This window comes from Pseudomonas sp. MWU16-30317 (assembly GCF_020515695.1).
Lineage (GTDB): Bacteria > Pseudomonadota > Gammaproteobacteria > Pseudomonadales > Pseudomonadaceae > Aquipseudomonas.
The window spans coordinates 411,223-427,205 of sequence record NZ_JAIWJA010000005.1 but is presented as its reverse complement, the minus strand read 5'-3'; the positions used below and the strand labels follow the sequence as shown (position 1 = coordinate 427,205).

Annotated in this window: 13 protein-coding genes and 2 pseudogenes; 2 read left to right on the top strand and 13 right to left on the bottom strand. The window is 61.0% G+C overall.

All coding sequences use genetic code 11. The features are described 5' to 3' along the window. Positions 1-232: 232 nt before the first annotated feature. On the bottom strand, positions 233-505 hold the full coding sequence (locus LIX93_RS17170; RefSeq protein ID WP_226505245.1) for a lipopolysaccharide assembly protein LapA domain-containing protein: 273 nt from the start codon (positions 503-505) through the stop codon (positions 233-235). 38 nt (positions 506-543) lie between these two features. Next, positions 544-837, bottom strand: a complete 294-nt coding sequence (gene ihfB, locus LIX93_RS17165; RefSeq protein ID WP_043187734.1) for an integration host factor subunit beta — start codon at positions 835-837, stop codon at positions 544-546. 423 nt (positions 838-1,260) lie between these two features. On the opposite strand from ihfB, the gene LIX93_RS17160 reads away from it, so the two are divergent. Beyond that, positions 1,261-1,506: a hypothetical protein gene (locus LIX93_RS17160; protein ID WP_226505244.1), complete on the top strand. Its 246-nt coding sequence runs from the start codon at positions 1,261-1,263 to the stop codon at positions 1,504-1,506. Between the two features lie 10 nt (positions 1,507-1,516). Here LIX93_RS17160 and LIX93_RS17155 read toward each other — a convergent pair whose 3' ends face one another. From LIX93_RS17155 to mtnA, 11 genes and pseudogenes are all read right to left on the bottom strand, one after another. After that, positions 1,517-2,257 (bottom strand): metallophosphoesterase, encoded by a 741-nt coding sequence (locus tag LIX93_RS17155; protein WP_226505243.1) that lies wholly within the window; start codon positions 2,255-2,257, stop codon positions 1,517-1,519. 102 nt (positions 2,258-2,359) lie between these two features. Beyond that, positions 2,360-2,569 (bottom strand): cold-shock protein, encoded by a 210-nt coding sequence (locus LIX93_RS17150; protein ID WP_226505242.1) that lies wholly within the window; start codon positions 2,567-2,569, stop codon positions 2,360-2,362. Positions 2,570-2,733: 164 nt separating this feature from the next. Continuing rightward, on the bottom strand, positions 2,734-3,039 hold the full coding sequence (locus LIX93_RS17145) for a hypothetical protein (protein WP_226505241.1): 306 nt from the start codon (positions 3,037-3,039) through the stop codon (positions 2,734-2,736). 140 nt (positions 3,040-3,179) lie between these two features. Next, positions 3,180-4,874 carry a 30S ribosomal protein S1 gene (gene rpsA, locus LIX93_RS17140; RefSeq protein ID WP_226505336.1) on the bottom strand — a complete coding sequence of 565 codons (1,695 nt, stop codon included), beginning with the start codon at positions 4,872-4,874 and terminating at the stop codon, positions 3,180-3,182. Positions 4,875-4,995: 121 nt separating this feature from the next. Further along, positions 4,996-5,685: a (d)CMP kinase gene (gene cmk, locus LIX93_RS17135; RefSeq protein WP_226505240.1), complete on the bottom strand. Its 690-nt coding sequence runs from the start codon at positions 5,683-5,685 to the stop codon at positions 4,996-4,998. Between the two features lie 336 nt (positions 5,686-6,021). Then, positions 6,022-6,918: pseudogene (locus tag LIX93_RS17130) on the bottom strand (prephenate dehydrogenase/arogenate dehydrogenase family protein); the annotation flags it as partial. Continuing rightward, positions 6,911-8,020, bottom strand: coding sequence for a histidinol-phosphate transaminase (gene hisC, locus LIX93_RS17125; RefSeq protein ID WP_226505239.1), 1,110 nt, complete (start codon positions 8,018-8,020; stop codon positions 6,911-6,913). The pseudogene LIX93_RS17130 and the gene hisC, both read right to left, overlap by 8 nt. A 9-nt stretch (positions 8,021-8,029) precedes the next feature. After that, positions 8,030-9,124, bottom strand: a complete 1,095-nt coding sequence (gene pheA, locus LIX93_RS17120; RefSeq protein WP_226505238.1) for a prephenate dehydratase — start codon at positions 9,122-9,124, stop codon at positions 8,030-8,032. After that, entirely contained in the window at positions 9,124-10,209 is a 1,086-nt protein-coding gene (serC, locus tag LIX93_RS17115; protein ID WP_226505237.1) for a 3-phosphoserine/phosphohydroxythreonine transaminase, read from the bottom strand. Before serC ends, pheA begins: the two co-directional genes overlap by 1 nt. Positions 10,210-10,500: 291 nt before the next feature. Continuing rightward, positions 10,501-13,068: pseudogene (gene gyrA, locus LIX93_RS17110) on the bottom strand (DNA gyrase subunit A); the annotation flags it as partial. Positions 13,069-13,446: 378 nt separating this feature from the next. Then, on the bottom strand, positions 13,447-14,517 hold the full coding sequence (gene mtnA, locus LIX93_RS17105; RefSeq protein ID WP_226505235.1) for an S-methyl-5-thioribose-1-phosphate isomerase: 1,071 nt from the start codon (positions 14,515-14,517) through the stop codon (positions 13,447-13,449). A gap of 108 nt (positions 14,518-14,625) precedes the next feature. Between mtnA and LIX93_RS17100 the strand changes: the two genes are divergently transcribed. Next, on the top strand, positions 14,626-15,966 hold the full coding sequence (locus LIX93_RS17100) for a TRZ/ATZ family hydrolase (RefSeq protein ID WP_226505234.1): 1,341 nt from the start codon (positions 14,626-14,628) through the stop codon (positions 15,964-15,966). The last annotated feature ends 17 nt before the right edge of the window (positions 15,967-15,983 follow it).

Here is a 15,983-nt window from a genome sequence, read left to right as displayed (position 1 = left end):
CTTGATGGGTAGCGCTGGTTGCTGGCTCCGGGGAGCGTAGCGGATCGGGGTGACGATCGTGATTTCATCAGGCGCCGGGGATGTGACCGCGAAAATGATAATCGGTGCGTTGTCGAGGGGGGATTTTTTTCACTGTAGCGGGGGCTCGCCCCTAATTAGGGGCAGCCCCAATAGATCTGGAGCGCAGAACGATATTTCGGGGGCAAGCCGCCTTGCTACAGGGTGGCCGGCTTTATGCGGTGGGGGTGGACACATTACGCTGGCGTTTGAGCTCACGCCGAAATTTACGCTTGCTGCGATGGGCCACATAAGTACCGAGCAGCGGGCCGATGATCAGGCCCAGAAGGAACGCCAATATGACGAGTACCGACACCGGCAACTGCGGACCAGCCCAGCCAAGGAAGGCCAAAGCTACCGCCTGCTGGTTCTCCAGCACGAATAGAAGGGTCACTGCGACGACGGCCAGCACGATCAGTACCAGCAGTAGTTTTCTTACATTGCGCATATTGCTCTCCTCAGTATTGAAGCCTGAAGAGGCAGCGCTTATGCGAGCTCTTCATCCTCGTTGACGCGATCGCGGAGCTCCTTGCCCGGCTTGAAATGCGGAACGAATTTGCCATCGAGGCTGACCGATTGGCCAGTCTTGGGGTTACGCCCCACTCGCGGCGCGCGGTAGTGCAGCGAGAAGCTGCCGAAGCCGCGAATCTCGATCCGGTCACCGGTGGCCAGGCACTGGGACATCTGTTCAAGCATGGTCTTGATGGCCAGCTCCACATCCTTGGATGAGAGTAGACCTTGATGGGTGACAATACGTTCGATCAGTTCCGACTTCGTCATATTTTTCCCTTCTGTATCAAGCAGCTAGATAACCGCTGTGAAGGTTTTAGCATGACCCGGCGGATTTGAACAGCCTGAGTCTTGACTTCTGTGGAAAAGTTTTAGTGGCCCAGAGTTTTTTTGCAGGAATATGGCAGGTAGGGGGGCATTTTATGGCGGATGCACTATGGCAGGGCTGCGCAGTGCACGGTTTTGGTGGGTTTATCAACGACCTGAAGCGAAGGGCTTGGCCGCAAAAAAATTTCATCCGGGACATTTGCAAGGCCTCAAATATCATTCCGAGGCACGCCGCCTCGCTACAGGGGCAACACCGTCCCCTGGCCAATCAGCGCACCACGTGTATCTGCCGGGGTACCAAATGGGGAGGATCGGGCCGCGCGGAGTTTGTAGGATTATGCCGATCTGAGGTCTTGGGAATAGGCAATGTACTGGTTGATCGCTTTGGGCTGTTTTGCGGCGGCGGTAGCGTCGCAGTTCAATCTCACACGCAGTGCGACATTGGCGAAGGCGAGCAGGTTTCGGGCGCTGGGCGTATCGGATGATCGGGCTCGGCAGTTCTATCAGGATACCGCGCTGGTGGCCTTCAAGCAGCGTTGGCCGGCCATGTTGCTGCATGGCAGCTTGCTCTCTTTATTCAGTCTGTCGGTGTGCTGGTTCGTCCTGAACTGAGCACCACCCGTCAGGCCGCGCCGTATTCGAGGGTGATCACTTTGCCGGTGGCGACTTCGATCGCGCTGAGATGGCCGTCTGGCCACGAGCAACCGGTGTCGAGATACACCACGTTGCCCAGACGGGTGGGGGATGGGACGCTGGTATGACCGACGTAGACAGTATCGACACCGGTGATCGGGGTCTTGTCGCGATTGTTGATGCGGTTGCGCGAGTAGAGCACCTGGCGCTGGGTCAGTTGCTGGACGTCGCCGCCCTGCTCGCCTGCCAGGTTCATGAGGATTTCTTCCCAGTGATGCTGGCCCGGCAGCAATGGCGGCTCGGCATGGACGACCCCGAAGCGTCCTCGGGGGGTTTCCACATCAAGGGCGAAGGGCAGCTGCTGCAGGCGCAGGGCGATGGCCTGGCGCAGCTCGGTCTCGGCATCGTGGTACCAGGCACCGCCGTTGTTGCGGTGTTTTTCCACGGAGCCGGTGCCCAGGTCATGGTCGAGGATCATTTGTTCGTGGTTGCCGCGTACCGAATAAAACCACGCGTGCTCGAGCCATTGCAGCACCTGATGAGACGCCGGACCGCGGTCGACCAGGTCGCCGACTGCCAATAAACGGTCGGCGTCGGTATCGAAATCGACTGTACGCATAAACGCTTCGAGCAGTTCAAAGTGACCGTGCACGTCGCCCACGACGAAGTCGCGGCCGAGGATATTGGGCGCCAAGCGCACGCAGGTGGCAGGGTCAGTACAAGGGGTCATAATGCGGCCGCTTTACTCGAGTGGAAGGTGGTCGTGCACGCAGCGAGGCGTCTGGGTGGCGGAATTCAGTCACATCGACGCCGCACCTTGCCTTGCATGCATTCAGCTTGCCAACACTTGCACTTTGCACGCTTGCGGACCGTTAGGCCCAGCTTCGATCTCGAAGGCGACCCGCTGGCCTTCCCTGAGCGTCTTGTAGCCGTCGCCCTGGATGGCCTGGACATGCACGAAGATGTCCACGCCGCCATCCTGCTGGATGAAGCCGTAGCCGGTCTCGGCGCGAAACCATTTGACGATGCCCGTGGTTTTCATCCTGCTGCCCCCGGAACGCTCTAGCACGAGGTTCATCAAAGACAACAGGAGCGGGACCGTCAATGGTGGCACTGACTGGCGGTCGAGTGCGGGCTTGCGCGTACAGCGGCGAAGCCTTCGAAGACTTCGCCAAGCCCGCTCTCACATTGGAATTCGGGACACTATTAAGTATCGGTTGGGACTTTGCAGGCTATGACCATCGTGCGGCTATAACGACCCGGGCTGAAACCCATAAAACTGTCGCCCTCTTCTTCCTTGACGTCCGTGGTCTTGGACATTGTTTTATAGCCATGGGTGCAGACACTCTGCGCCTTGGTGTAACAGGACTCCCAATCCGTCGTCATGCCAGAGCAATTGACGACAAAGCCCCGGACGTTACCCACCGAATGAGCCTTGACCGATGCAGTGCTGCATCCTGAAAGCACAGCGAACGCCGTCAAACCGATGAGCATGGGAACTGCAGTCTTCATGTTGCTGCCTTATACCGAATACACAAATTCTTGGTGAGCCATCATGAGTTTACCTGGAAGAGCTTCTCATTAACGGTGTAAAAAATTTGCGAAAAAAAGGGGCGACCGAAGTCGCCCCTTTTTGAATGGTAAATCAGAACTTAGTTCTGTTTTTCCATTTGAGCACGCAGCAGGTCACCCAGAGTGGTTGGGCCTGCAGCGATATCCGAAGCAGCTGGCTTGTCGCGCAGGCTCTGGATTGCTTCTTTCTCGTCTTCAACGTCTTTCGACTTGACCGACAGCTGGATCACGCGCGACTTGCGGTCTACGGAGATGATCTTGGCTTCTACTTCTTCGCCTTCTTTCAGAACGTTACGCGCATCTTCAACGCGGTCACGGCTGATTTCAGAAGCTTTCAGAGTAGCTTCGACGTCTTCGGCCAGGGTGATGATAGCGCCCTTGGCGTCAACTTCTTTAACGATACCTTTGACGATAGCGCCTTTGTCATTGACAGCAACGTAGTTGGAGAACAGGTCGTCTTCCAGTTGCTTGATACCCAGGGAGATACGCTCACGCTCTGGATCTACCGACAGGATGACGGTGTCAAGCTCGTCGCCCTTCTTGAAGCGACGTACGGCTTCTTCGCCCACTTCGGTCCAGGAAATGTCGGACAGGTGAACCAGACCGTCGATGCCGCCGTCCAGACCAATGAAGATACCGAAATCGGTGATCGACTTGATGGTGCCGGAGATCTTGTCGCCCTTGTTGAACTGGCCAGAGAAGTCTTCCCATGGGTTCGACTTGCACTGCTTGATGCCCAGGGAGATACGACGACGCTCTTCGTCGATGTCCAGAACCATGACTTCCACTTCGTCGCCGACTTGTACGACTTTCGAAGGGTGGATGTTCTTGTTGGTCCAGTCCATTTCGGAAACGTGTACCAGGCCTTCAACGCCTTCTTCCAGCTCAGCGAAGCAGCCGTAGTCGGTCAGGTTGGTAACACGGGCCATTACGCGAGTGCTTTCTGGGTAACGGGCTTTGATAGCGACCCATGGATCTTCGCCCAGTTGCTTCAGGCCCAGGGAGACGCGGTTACGCTCGCGATCGTATTTCAGAACCTTGACATCGATCTCGTCGCCAACGTTGACGATTTCCGATGGGTGCTTGATACGCTTCCAGGCCATGTCGGTGATGTGCAGCAGGCCATCGACGCCACCCAGATCGACGAATGCGCCGTAATCGGTGAGGTTCTTGACGATACCTTTGACTTGCTGACCTTCCTGCAGGGATTCCAGCAGAGCTTCGCGCTCGGCGGAGTTCTCGGCTTCCAGGACGCTGCGACGGGAAACGACAACGTTGTTGCGCTTCTGGTCGAGTTTGATGACCTTGAATTCGAGCTCTTTACCTTCCAGGTGGGTGGTGTCGCGCACTGGGCGGACATCAACCAGGGAACCAGGCAGGAACGCACGGATGCCGTTAACGTCGACAGTGAAGCCGCCTTTAACCTTACCGTTGATAACGCCCTTGACCACTTCCTCAGCGGCGAAAGCTGCTTCCAGAACAATCCAGCACTCGGCGCGCTTGGCTTTTTCACGGGACAGTTTGGTTTCGCCAAAGCCATCTTCGACTGCGTCCAGCGCCACGTGAACTTCGTCACCGACGTTGATGGTCAGTTCGCCAGCGTCGTTGTGGAACTGTTCCAGCGGGATCAGACCTTCGGACTTCAGACCAGCGTGGACGGTTACCCAGCCAGCTTGGTAGTCGATGTCGACGATGATCGCGGTGATGATCGCGCCAGCCTGAAGATTCAGTGTCTTTAGGCTTTCTTCAAAGAGTTCTGCAAAGCTTTCGCTCATTTTAATTCCTGGTAGATGTGGGCGAAGGAGACGCCCATCTGCCACGTTCCAGCCAACGTGGGTTTCGTTCAAGTAAAAGAAAGCCTGCAGGACTCGACTGGTCTCCCGCACGCTTTCTTGGTCATCCGGCGATATCGCGGAGTGCGATTTCACTCAAGATGCGTTCCAGCACCTGATCGATGGATAATTCCGTGGAATCCAGCTGTATGGCATCGGCCGCCGGTTTGAGCGGGGCCACTGCGCGCTGGGTGTCTCGCTCATCGCGAGCACGTATCTCATCTAGCAGACTCGACAGACTAACATCATCGCCCTTGGCCTTCAACTGCAAGTAACGTCGACGGGCACGCTCCTCGGCACTGGCGGTGAGGAATATTTTCAGCGGTGAGTCGGGGAACACCACAGTGCCCATGTCGCGACCATCGGCGACCAGGCCCGGCGCCTCCTGAAAAGCGCGCTGGCGCTGCAACAGGGCTTCGCGTACCGCCGGCAGCGCGGCAACTGCGGAAGCACCCGCGGCGACTGTTTCGTTGCGAATCGCCTGGCTGACGTCATCGCCTTCAAGAATGATCGTTTGCGCCTTGCCACCGGTCGCGGCAATGAACTGCACGTCCAGATGAGCGGCCAGCAGCTTCAACGAGGTTTCGTTGCTCAAGTCGACACCGTGGTTGCCGGCGGCGAACGCCAGCAGCCGATACAGTGCGCCGCTGTCGAGCAGGTTCCAGCCCAGGCGCTTGGCCAGCAGGCCGGCAATGGTGCCTTTGCCAGAGCCGCTCGGGCCGTCGATGGTGATGACTGGTGCTTGAAAGTTCACACGTATTCCTCGTGAGCCACACGGATTTCGACCTGGCCGTTGAGTGCCAGGAAACTCGAAATTGGAGACGATCCGTGGGCTTGTTTCTGAAAAGTGAAAGGTCGCGCCCAGAAGAGACTCCAGGCACCCACCCAAACAGCACGCGACATGATAATGCTCAAAGGTGACAACTGACAGTGCTGTGCAGGATTGCCGCGATATATGGAGCGTCGGTTCCGGCCTTTTCGCGGGCCAGCCTTGCTCCCACAGTGCTAACCGAAGTTGAGTAGTACACCTGTGGGAGCACAGCTTGCTGGCGAAGGGGCCAGCACCGCCGAATCACTTCCCCGGCGCAGGCGCCCGCTGCGCCAGGATGCGGCCAAAGTGCTCGCGCGCCGCCTGGGCACGGGTGAACACGTCCAGCAATTGCTTGCCATCGCCCGCTTCCACCGCTGTGCGCAAGGTATCCAGATCGCCGCGATAGATATCCAGGGCGCGCAACACGGCATCCCGGTTGGCCAAGAAGATGTCATGCCACATCACCGGATCACTCCCGGCAATCCGCGTGAAATCGCGAAAACCACCCGCAGCATAGCGAAAGATTTCCAGGCTTTCGTCGCGCTTGGCCATGGAATCGACCATGTTGAAGGCCAGCAGATGAGGCAAATGACTGGTTGCGGCCAGCACTTCGTCGTGACGCTGGACCGCCATGTGCTCGACATCGGCACCCAGTTCACCCCACAGCCGATCCACCAGGTATAGCGCGCTGGGGTCGGTCTCTTCTAGCGGCGTGAGGATCACCTTGTAGCGCTGGAACATCTCGCCATTGGACGCCTCTACCCCGCTCTGCTCGGAGCCGGCAATCGGATGGCCGGGCACGAAGCGTGCCATCCGCTGGCGACCGAACACATCCCGCGCGGCACGCACCACGTTGCCCTTGGCACTGCCGACGTCGGTGATCACCGCGTCGCCCAGTTCCAACCGCGACAGCATGGCCAGGACCTTTTCCATCGCCAGAATCGGCACCGCGAGCTGGATCACGTCGGCGCCGACACAGGCTGCGGCCAAGTCGGCCTCGCAGCGATCAGTCACGCCCAGCTCCACGGCGCGCTCACGGGAATGGGCATCCAGATCGACACCCACCACTTCACCACATAGACCACGAGCCTTGAGGCCCTTGGCAAACGAACCACCGATCAGCCCCAGACCGACCACCACCAAGCGACCGATCAGCGGTTTTTGCTGTTCAACCACGACCCAAGACCTTGCCCAGCGCTTCGAGGAAACGGCTGTTTTCAGCCGCCGTACCCACAGTCACCCGCAGATGCCGGGGCATGCCGTAGTTGGCGACCGGGCGCACGATCACACCTTCGCGCAGCAACGCCTGATTGATCGGCGCCGCGTCCTGGCCCATGTCGACGGCCAGGAAATTGCCCTTGGACGGGATCCAGCCCAGCCCCAGCGCGAGCAGACCGTCCTGCAACTGCAGCAGGCCAGCGTTGTTGAGCGAGCGGCTATGGGCCAGGTAATCGGCATCGTCCAGGGCCGCACAGGCCGCCGCCAGCGCCAGGCTGTTGACGTTGAACGGCTGGCGTACACGGTTGAGCACATCGGCAATCACGGCCGACGAAATCCCGTAGCCAACCCGAAGCGCCGCCAAGCCATAGGCCTTGGAGAAGGTGCGCGACACCAGCAGGTTGTCGTGGGCCGCCAGGTAATCCAGGCCGTCCGGCAGTTCGCTGCCGGAGGCGTACTCGATATAGGCCTCGTCCAGCACCACCAGGACGTGCGCGGGTACCGCAGCAAGGAAGTCGCTCAGCGCCTGCGGGCCGAACCAGGTGCCGGTCGGGTTATTGGGGTTGGCGATGAACACCACGCGGGTGTTGGCATCGATAGCCGCCAGCATCGCTGGCAGGTCATGCCCCCACTCCTTGGCCGGGACCACGCGAGCCTCGGCGCCGACGGCCTGAGTGACGATCGGATACACCGCGAAGGCGTGCTGGCTGAACACTGCGTTGACGCCCGGTGCCAGGTAGGCACGGGCCACCAGCTCGAGAATATCGTTGGAACCGTTGCCCAGCGTGACCTGATCGATCCCCACCTTGGCGCGCTCGGCCAATTTGACCTTGAGGTTGTAACCGTTGCCGTCAGGGTAGCGGGTCAGCTCGGCGAGTTCCGCGGCGATGGCCGCCAGCGCCTTGGGGCTGGCACCCAGCGGATTCTCGTTACTGGCCAACTTGACGATCTTGGCGGGGTCGAGGTTCAGCTCGCGCGCCAGTTCGTCCACCGGCTTGCCAGGGATGTAGGGCGAGAGCTGCTGCACGCTGGATTGCGCCAGGGCAAGGAAATCAGTCATGTCGGGGCCTCAGAGCACGGCTTTCGGGTAGGAGCCCAGCACTTTCAGCGCCACGGCTTCCTGACGTATACGTTCGAGCACGCCTTTGATCAACGGATCGCGGTGGTGACCGACGAAATCGATGAAGAACACATAGGTCCACTTGCCGCTGCGCGAGGGCCGCGTTTCGATGCGAGTGAGGTCAATGTTGTTCTCGTGGAACGGCACCAGCAACTCGTGCAGCGCGCCCGGCTTGTTGCTCATGGAGACGATGATCGAGGTCTTGTCGTCGCCAGTGGGCGGTACTTCCTGGTTGCCGATGATCAGGAACCGGGTCGAGTTGTCGGGGCGGTCTTCGATCTTTTCTGCCAGGCGCTGCAGGTCGTAGAGGCTGGCCGCCATGTCACCGGCGATCGCTGCCGAATTCCACTCGCTCTTGACCCGCTTGGCCGCTTCGGCGTTGCTGGCCACGGCGATGCGCTCGACGTTGGGGTAATGTGCGTCCAGCCACTTGCGGCACTGGGCCAGCGACTGGGCGTGGGAATAGATGCGGCTGATGTTGGCGGACTTGGTGTTTTCGCCGATCAGCAGGTGATGGTGAATACGCAGTTCGACTTCGCCGCAGATGACCATGTCGTGTTCGAGAAAACTGTCGAGGGTGTGGTTGACTGCACCCTCGGTGGAGTTTTCCACGGGCACGACGCCGAAGTTGACCGAGCCGGCCACCACTTCGCGGAACACTTCGTCGATGGCGGCCATGGGCGCGCTGATGACGGCGTGGCCGAAGTGCTTCATGGCCGCGGCCTGGGTGAAGGTCCCCTCCGGGCCAAGATATGCAACCCTGAGCGGGTTCTCCAGCGCCAGGCACGAGGACATCACTTCGCGGAACAAGCGGGCCATTTCCTCATTGCTGAGGGGCCCCTTGTTGCGCTCCATGACGCGCTTGAGCACCTGCGCCTCACGCTCCGGACGATAGAACACCGGCACTTCGCCTTCCTTGAGTGCGGCCATTTTCACGCGGGCGACTTCTTCGGCGCAGCGTGCGCGATCGCTGATCAGCTCGATGATTTTCTCGTCGAGGCTGTCGATGCGCACGCGCAGTGCCTGGAGTTCGTGTTCGGACATCAGGCGTGTTCCTTCTCGAACTCGGCCATGTAGGCGATCAGCGCTTCAACCGCATCCAGGCCCAGGGCGTTGTAGATAGAGGCGCGCATGCCGCCGACCGAGCGGTGGCCACGCAGGTTGAGCAGGCGGCGCTCGTCGGCACCGGCCAGGAAGGCCTTGTCGAGGCGCTCGTCCGCCAGGCGGAACGGCACGTTCATCCACGAGCGGACGTTGACGGCGATCGGGTTGCTGTAGAACGCGCTCCTGTCGATGAAGCCGTAGAGCAGGTCTTTTTTCGCCCTGTTGCGTTTTTCCATGGCGTCGACGCCGCCCTGCTCCTTGAGCCACTCGAACACCAGGCCCGAGAGGTACCAGGAGTAGCTGGCCGGGGTGTTGTACATCGAGCCGTTGTCGGCGGCGACCTTGTAGTTGAGCATGGTCGGGCAGACACTGCGGGCCTTGCCGAGCAGGTCTTCGCGGATGATCACCACCACCAGGCCGCTGGGGCCGATGTTCTTTTGCGCACCAGCGTAGATCATGCCGAACTGCGAGACATCGACAGGGCGCGAGAGGATGTCCGAGGACATGTCCACGACCAGCGGGACGTCGCCGGTCTGCGGAACCCAGTCGAATTCCAGGCCGCCGATGGTTTCGTTCGAGGCGTAATGAATGTAGGCCGCGCCGGGAGTGAGGTTCCACTCGTTCTGGCCGGGGATGTTCAGGTAGTCGTAGGCCTTGGCGCTGGCGGCGACGTTGATGTTGCCGTAGCGACGACCCTCTTCGATGGCCTTTTTCGACCAGATGCCGGTCTCGATGTAGTCGGCGGTGCCGTTTTCGGGCAGCAGGTTGAGCGGGATCTCCGCGAACTGCTGGCTGGCGCCGCCTTGCAGAAACAGCACCTTGTAGTTGTTGGGCACGGACAGCAGGTCACGCAGGTCCTGCTCGGCCTTCTCGGCGATGGCCACGTACTCGTCGCTGCGGTGGCTCATTTCCATGACCGACAGGCCCTTGCCATGCCAGTCGAGCATCTCGCCCTGGGCGCGGCGCAGTACGGCTTCAGGAAGCGCAGCTGGGCCTGCGCAGAAGTTAAAGGCTCGATTGCTCACGTCTGGTTCTCGCTTTGGCCTGAGAAAATTTGAGAGTGTTGCACAAGGCTTGAGGACGCCTTCGCGGGCAAGCCTTGCTCCTACAGGTGTGTGCCGCAGGGCCGGTTGGTACTGCAGGAGCAAGCTTGCTCGCGAAGAGGCCGGCAAGACCACCATCGCTCAAAAGCCAGCCCCTCCACAGCCCGACATCACCTGCTTATATTAGTCCTGGATCACATCGCCATCGGCATCGCCTTCGGCCACGTCCCCGTCCACCCCATCACCGTCGATCGCTGCCGAGGCTTCATAGCCCTCCTCGCCTTCGAGCAATTCCTCGCCCTCGACTTCGGATGGCTCCTGGACGCGCTCAAGGCCCACCAGCTTCTCGTCGCTGGCCAGCTTGATCAGGGTCACGCCCTGAGTGTTGCGGCCCAGGCTGGAGACTTCGCCGACGCGGGTACGCACCAGGGTGCCCTGATCGGAGATCAGCATGATCTCTTCACCATCGAGTACCTGCACCGCACCGACCAGACGGCCGTTGCGATCGTTGCTGACCATGGCGATAACGCCCTGACCGCCACGCTTGTACTCGGGGAACTCGGTGATCGCGGTACGCTTGCCGTAGCCACGCTCGGAAGCGGTAAGGATCTGGCTGCCCTCTTCAGGGATGATCATGGAGATCAGCTTCTGGTCTTCAGGCAGGCGCATGCCGCGCACACCGCGGGCGGTACGGCCCATGGCGCGGACGTCGGACTCCTTGAAGCGGGTGACCTTGCCACCGTCGGAGAACAGCATCACTTCACGCTCGCCATCAGTGATCGAGGCGCTGATGAGGATGTCGCCTTCGTCCAGCTCCAGGGCGATCAGACCAACGCTGCGCTGACGGCTGAATTGCTCCAGCGGGGTCTTCTTGACGGTACCGTTGGCGGTCGCCATGAAGATGAAGTGGCCTTCGGTGTATTCCTCGACCGGCAGCATGGTGGTGATGTACTCACCCTCACCCAGCGGCAGCAGGTTGACCAGCGGACGACCACGGGCGGCGCGGGACGCTTCGGGGATTTCGTAGGTCTTGAGCCAGTACACCTTGCCCTTGCTGGAGAACAGCAGCAGCGTGGTGTGGCTGTTGGCGACCAGCAGGTGCGAGATGTAGTCCTCGTCCTTGACGCCGGTGGCGGATTTGCCTTTGCCGCCGCGACGCTGAGCCTGATAGGCAGCCAGCGGTTGGGTCTTGGCGTAACCGGTGTGGGAAATGGTCACCACGCGCTCTTCTTCCGGGATCATGTCACCCAGGGTCAGGTCGAGGCGCGCGTCGAGGATCTCGGTGCGGCGCACGTCGCCGTATTCGGCGCGAATCAGTTCGAGCTCTTCGCGGATCACTTCCATCAGGCGCGTGGCGCTGCTGAGGATGCGGATCAGCTCGCCGATCTGGTTGAGGATCTCCTGGTATTCGGCCAGCAGCTTCTCGTGTTCCAAGCCGGTCAGGCGGTGCAGACGCAGGTCCAGAATGGCCTGGGCTTGCTCGGGCGACAGGAAGTACTTGCCGTCGCGCATGCCGTATTGCGGATCGAGGTTCTCGGGGCGGCACGAATCGGCGCCAGCGCGCTCGACCATGGTCGCCACGGCTTCGGATTCCCACGGCATCTTGATCAGCGCTTCCTTGGCTTCCGACGGCGTTGGCGAGGCCTTGATCAGGGCGATGACCGGATCGATGTTGGACAGCGCGACCGCTTGACCTTCCAGGATATGGCCACGTTCACGGGCCTTGCGCAGCTCGAACACGGTACGACGCGTGACCACTTCACGGCGGTGACGGACGAAGGCTTCGAGCAGGTCCTTGAGGTTGAGGATGCGCGGACGGCCATCGATCAGGGCAACGACGTTGATCCCGAACACGGCCTGCATCTGGGTCTGGGCGAACAGGTTGTTGAGGATCACCTCCGGCACTTCGCCGCGACGCAGCTCGATGACGATGCGCATGCCGTCCTTGTCGGACTCGTCACGCAGCTCGGTGATGCCTTCGAGTTTTTTCTCTTTGACCAGTTCGGCGATCTTCTCGATCAGACGGGCCTTGTTGAGCTGATACGGCAGCTCGGTGACCACGATCTGCTGGCGGCCACCGACCTTGTCGATGTCTTCGATGTGCGAGCGGGCGCGCATATAGATGCGGCCACGGCCGGTACGGTAAGCCTCGATGATGCCGGCGCGACCGTTGATGATACCGGCAGTGGGGAAGTCCGGGCCGGGGATGAACTGCATCAGTTCATCGACAGTGATCTCGGCGTTGTCGATCAGCGCCAGGCAGCCGTCGATGACTTCACCGAGGTTGTGCGGCGGAATGTTGGTGGCCATGCCCACGGCGATACCGCTCGAGCCGTTGACCAGCAGGTTGGGAATGCGCGTCGGCATGACCGCCGGGATCTGCTCGGTGCCGTCGTAGTTGGGCACCCAGTCGACGGTCTCCTTGTGCAAGTCGGCCAGCAGCTCGTGGGCCAGCTTGGTCATGCGCACTTCTGTGTATCGCATGGCCGCGGCGTTGTCGCCGTCCACCGAACCGAAGTTGCCCTGGCCATCGACCAGCAGGTAACGCAGCGAGAACGGCTGCGCCATGCGGACGATGGTGTCGTACACCGCGGTATCACCGTGGGGGTGATACTTACCGATCACGTCACCGACCACACGGGCGGATTTCTTGTACGGCTTGTTCCAGTCGTTGCCCAGCTCGCTCATTGCGAAGAGTACGCGGCGGTGCACGGGCTTCAAGCCATCGCGTGCATCGGGCAGTGCCCGCCCGACAATCACGCTCATCGCGTAGTCGAGGTAGGACTGTTTCAGCTCGTCTTCGATATTGACCGGGAGGATTTCTTTGGCCAGTTCGCCCATGAGAAGCCTGATTCCTTTTTCTGGTGAAACCCGCGCTGACCTCATGGGACGCGCAAGGCTTGCCGCTGCAGACCGGTGCCATGCAACGACTTACGACAAATCAATACGTTATGCCCTGCAACTGGGCACGCGACACGGCTCGTTGGAGCGGTCCCGTAAACCGCCGGATGGTATCACAATCGCCGCCAGGCACCTATCCCCCAGAGGGCTTGGTTTCCCATTAATCGGTGGAGCAATGAGCCTGAGGCGGCTCTGAGGGGCTTTGGTGCTGTTTTGGCCTGCGCTCAATATGTATTTACGCGCGGCTAAATGGAAAAGCTGCACAACCCACCTGTTGCAGCAGGCTGTGCCGCGAAGCTTTTGGCGATTTCAGCACTATCAGTGCAACCGCTTGCGACACATCAACTGCGTCAACTTCGCCGTATCCGGCCGTTCGACGATCCCTTTCTCGGTGACGATGACATCGATCAAATCCGCTGGGGTCACGTCGAACACCGGGTTGATGGCGTCCAGGTCAAGGGTTTGCCCGCCGATATCCAGCAACTCGCGGGTATCGCGCTCTTCGAGCAAAATATCCTCGCCACTGGCCAGGCTCATGTCGATGCTCGAACTCGGCGCGACCACCATGAACCGCACGCCGTGGTGCATCGCCGCGACCGCCAGGTGGTAGGTGCCGATCTTGCTGGCCACGTCGCCATTGGCGGTAATGCGGTCGGCACCGACGATAACCCAGGTGATGCCCTTGGTTTTCATCAGGTGCGCCGCCGCGGAGTCGGCATTGATGGTCACTGGGATGCCCTCGTTGGCGAGCTCCCAGGCCGTCAGCCGCGAGCCCTGCAGCCAGGGTCGGGTCTCGCCGGCGTACACGCGTTCGACCATGCCTTCCAGCCAGGCGCCACGAATCACACCCAGCGCTGTACCGAAACCGCCCGTGGCCAAAGCGCCGGTATTGCCGTGGGTCAGCAATGCCTGCACATTGCCCTGATGGCGGCGAATCAGGTCGACGCCCAATTGGGCCATGGTCAGGTTGGCTTCGCGGTCGCTCTCATGGAGGGTGATGGCTTCGGCTTCGAGCACGGCCAGCGGATCCTCCTGAGGGCGCAAGCGCTCCAGGCGTTCACGCAGGCGATTCAGGGCCCACGACAGATTGGCGCCAGTCGGGCGCGCACGCAAAAGTACGGCGAAATCCTGCTTCAGCGCTGCCTGCCAGTCGCCGCCGGCAGCCAGGTGCCGACGGGCACTGAGGACCAGGCCATAGGCCGCGCTGATGGCGATGGCCGGGGCGCCGCGCACCACCATCGAGCGAATTGCCTCGGCCACGGCCCGCGCGTCGTCGTAGCGCAGCCAGGTCTGCTGGAACGGCAAGACCCGTTGATCGAGCAGGTACAAGGCGCCGTCCCGCCAATCGATGGCTTTTACTTTCTCTGCAGCCAACAGTCGATCGCGCATGCCACACCCCGTACTCGGACATCAAAAGCGGTCGATTATAGCGAGCCCCCGTCGCAGACGCTCGGGTATACTTCGCCATCATCGATCAAAAGCCTCGGAAACCTGACCATGCCCAACCGCGCCGCCCCTCTCGACTTGTTGCTCCTGCCAAGCTGGCTGGTGCCCGTCGAGCCGGCCGGGGTCGTGCTGCATGATCACGGCCTGGGCATCCGCGATGGCCGCATCGCGTTTATCGGCCCCCGCGAAGAAGCCCTGCGGCAAACGGCTGCCGAGGTTCGCGAACTGCCCGGCATGCTGCTCAGCCCCGGCCTGATCAACGCCCACGGCCACGCGGCGATGACGCTGTTCCGCGGCATGGCCGACGACCTGCCGCTGATGACCTGGCTCGAACACCACATCTGGCCCGCTGAAGGCCGCTGGGTCGACGAAAGCTTCGTCGCCGACGGTACCGACCTGGCCATCGCCGAGCAGTTGCAGGGCGGTATCACCTGCTTCTCGGACATGTACTTCTATCCGTGGGTGGCTTGCGAACGGGTTAACCTCAGCGGCATGCGCGCGCAGATCACCGTGCCGGTGCTCGACTTCGAGATCCCGGGTGCGCGCACCACGGACGAAGCACTGCATCAGGGAGTCGAGCTTTTTGGCGAGATGCGCCATCACCCGCGCATCAGCATTGCCTTTGGCCCCCATGCGCCCTACACCGTCAACGACGAGAATCTGCAGAAAATCCGTGTGCTGGCTGACGAAATGGACGCGGCCATTCATATGCATGTGCACGAAACCGCCTTCGAAGTGCAACAGGGCGTGGAGCAGACTGGCGAACGCCCCCTGGCTCGTCTTGCCCGCGCGGGCTTGCTGGGCCCACGCTTCCAGGCCGTGCACATGACTCAGATCACCGATGCGGACATCGCCCTGCTGGTCGAACACAATTGCAGCGTGGTGCATTGCCCCGAGTCCAATCTCAAGCTGGCCAGCGGCTTCTGCCCGGTAGAGCGGCTCTGGCAGGCCGGCGTCAATGTGGCGATCGGCACCGATGGCGCGGCCAGCAACAACGACCTCGACCTGCTCGGCGAAACCCGCACCGCCGCGCTGCTGGCCAAGGCCGTGGCCGGCTCCGCCACTGCATTGGATGCCCACCGCGCCTTGCGCATGGCTACGCTAAATGGGGCCCGGGCCATGGGCCTGGAAGAACACATCGGCTCGCTGGAATTGGGCAAGGCCGCAGACATCACCGCTTTCGACCTGTCTGGCCTGGCGCAGCAGCCGATCTACGACCCGGTTTCGCAACTGATTTATGCCAGTGGCCGCCACTGCGTGCGCCACGTTTGGGTGGAGGGCCGGCAATTGCTCGATGATCGGCGCCTGACCAGCCTGGACGAAGGCCGCCTGCACGCCTGCGCGGTGCAATGGGGGAAACGCATCAAAGATTCATCACGGCCGCCCCAGTAACGAGGGCGCGCGTTCCG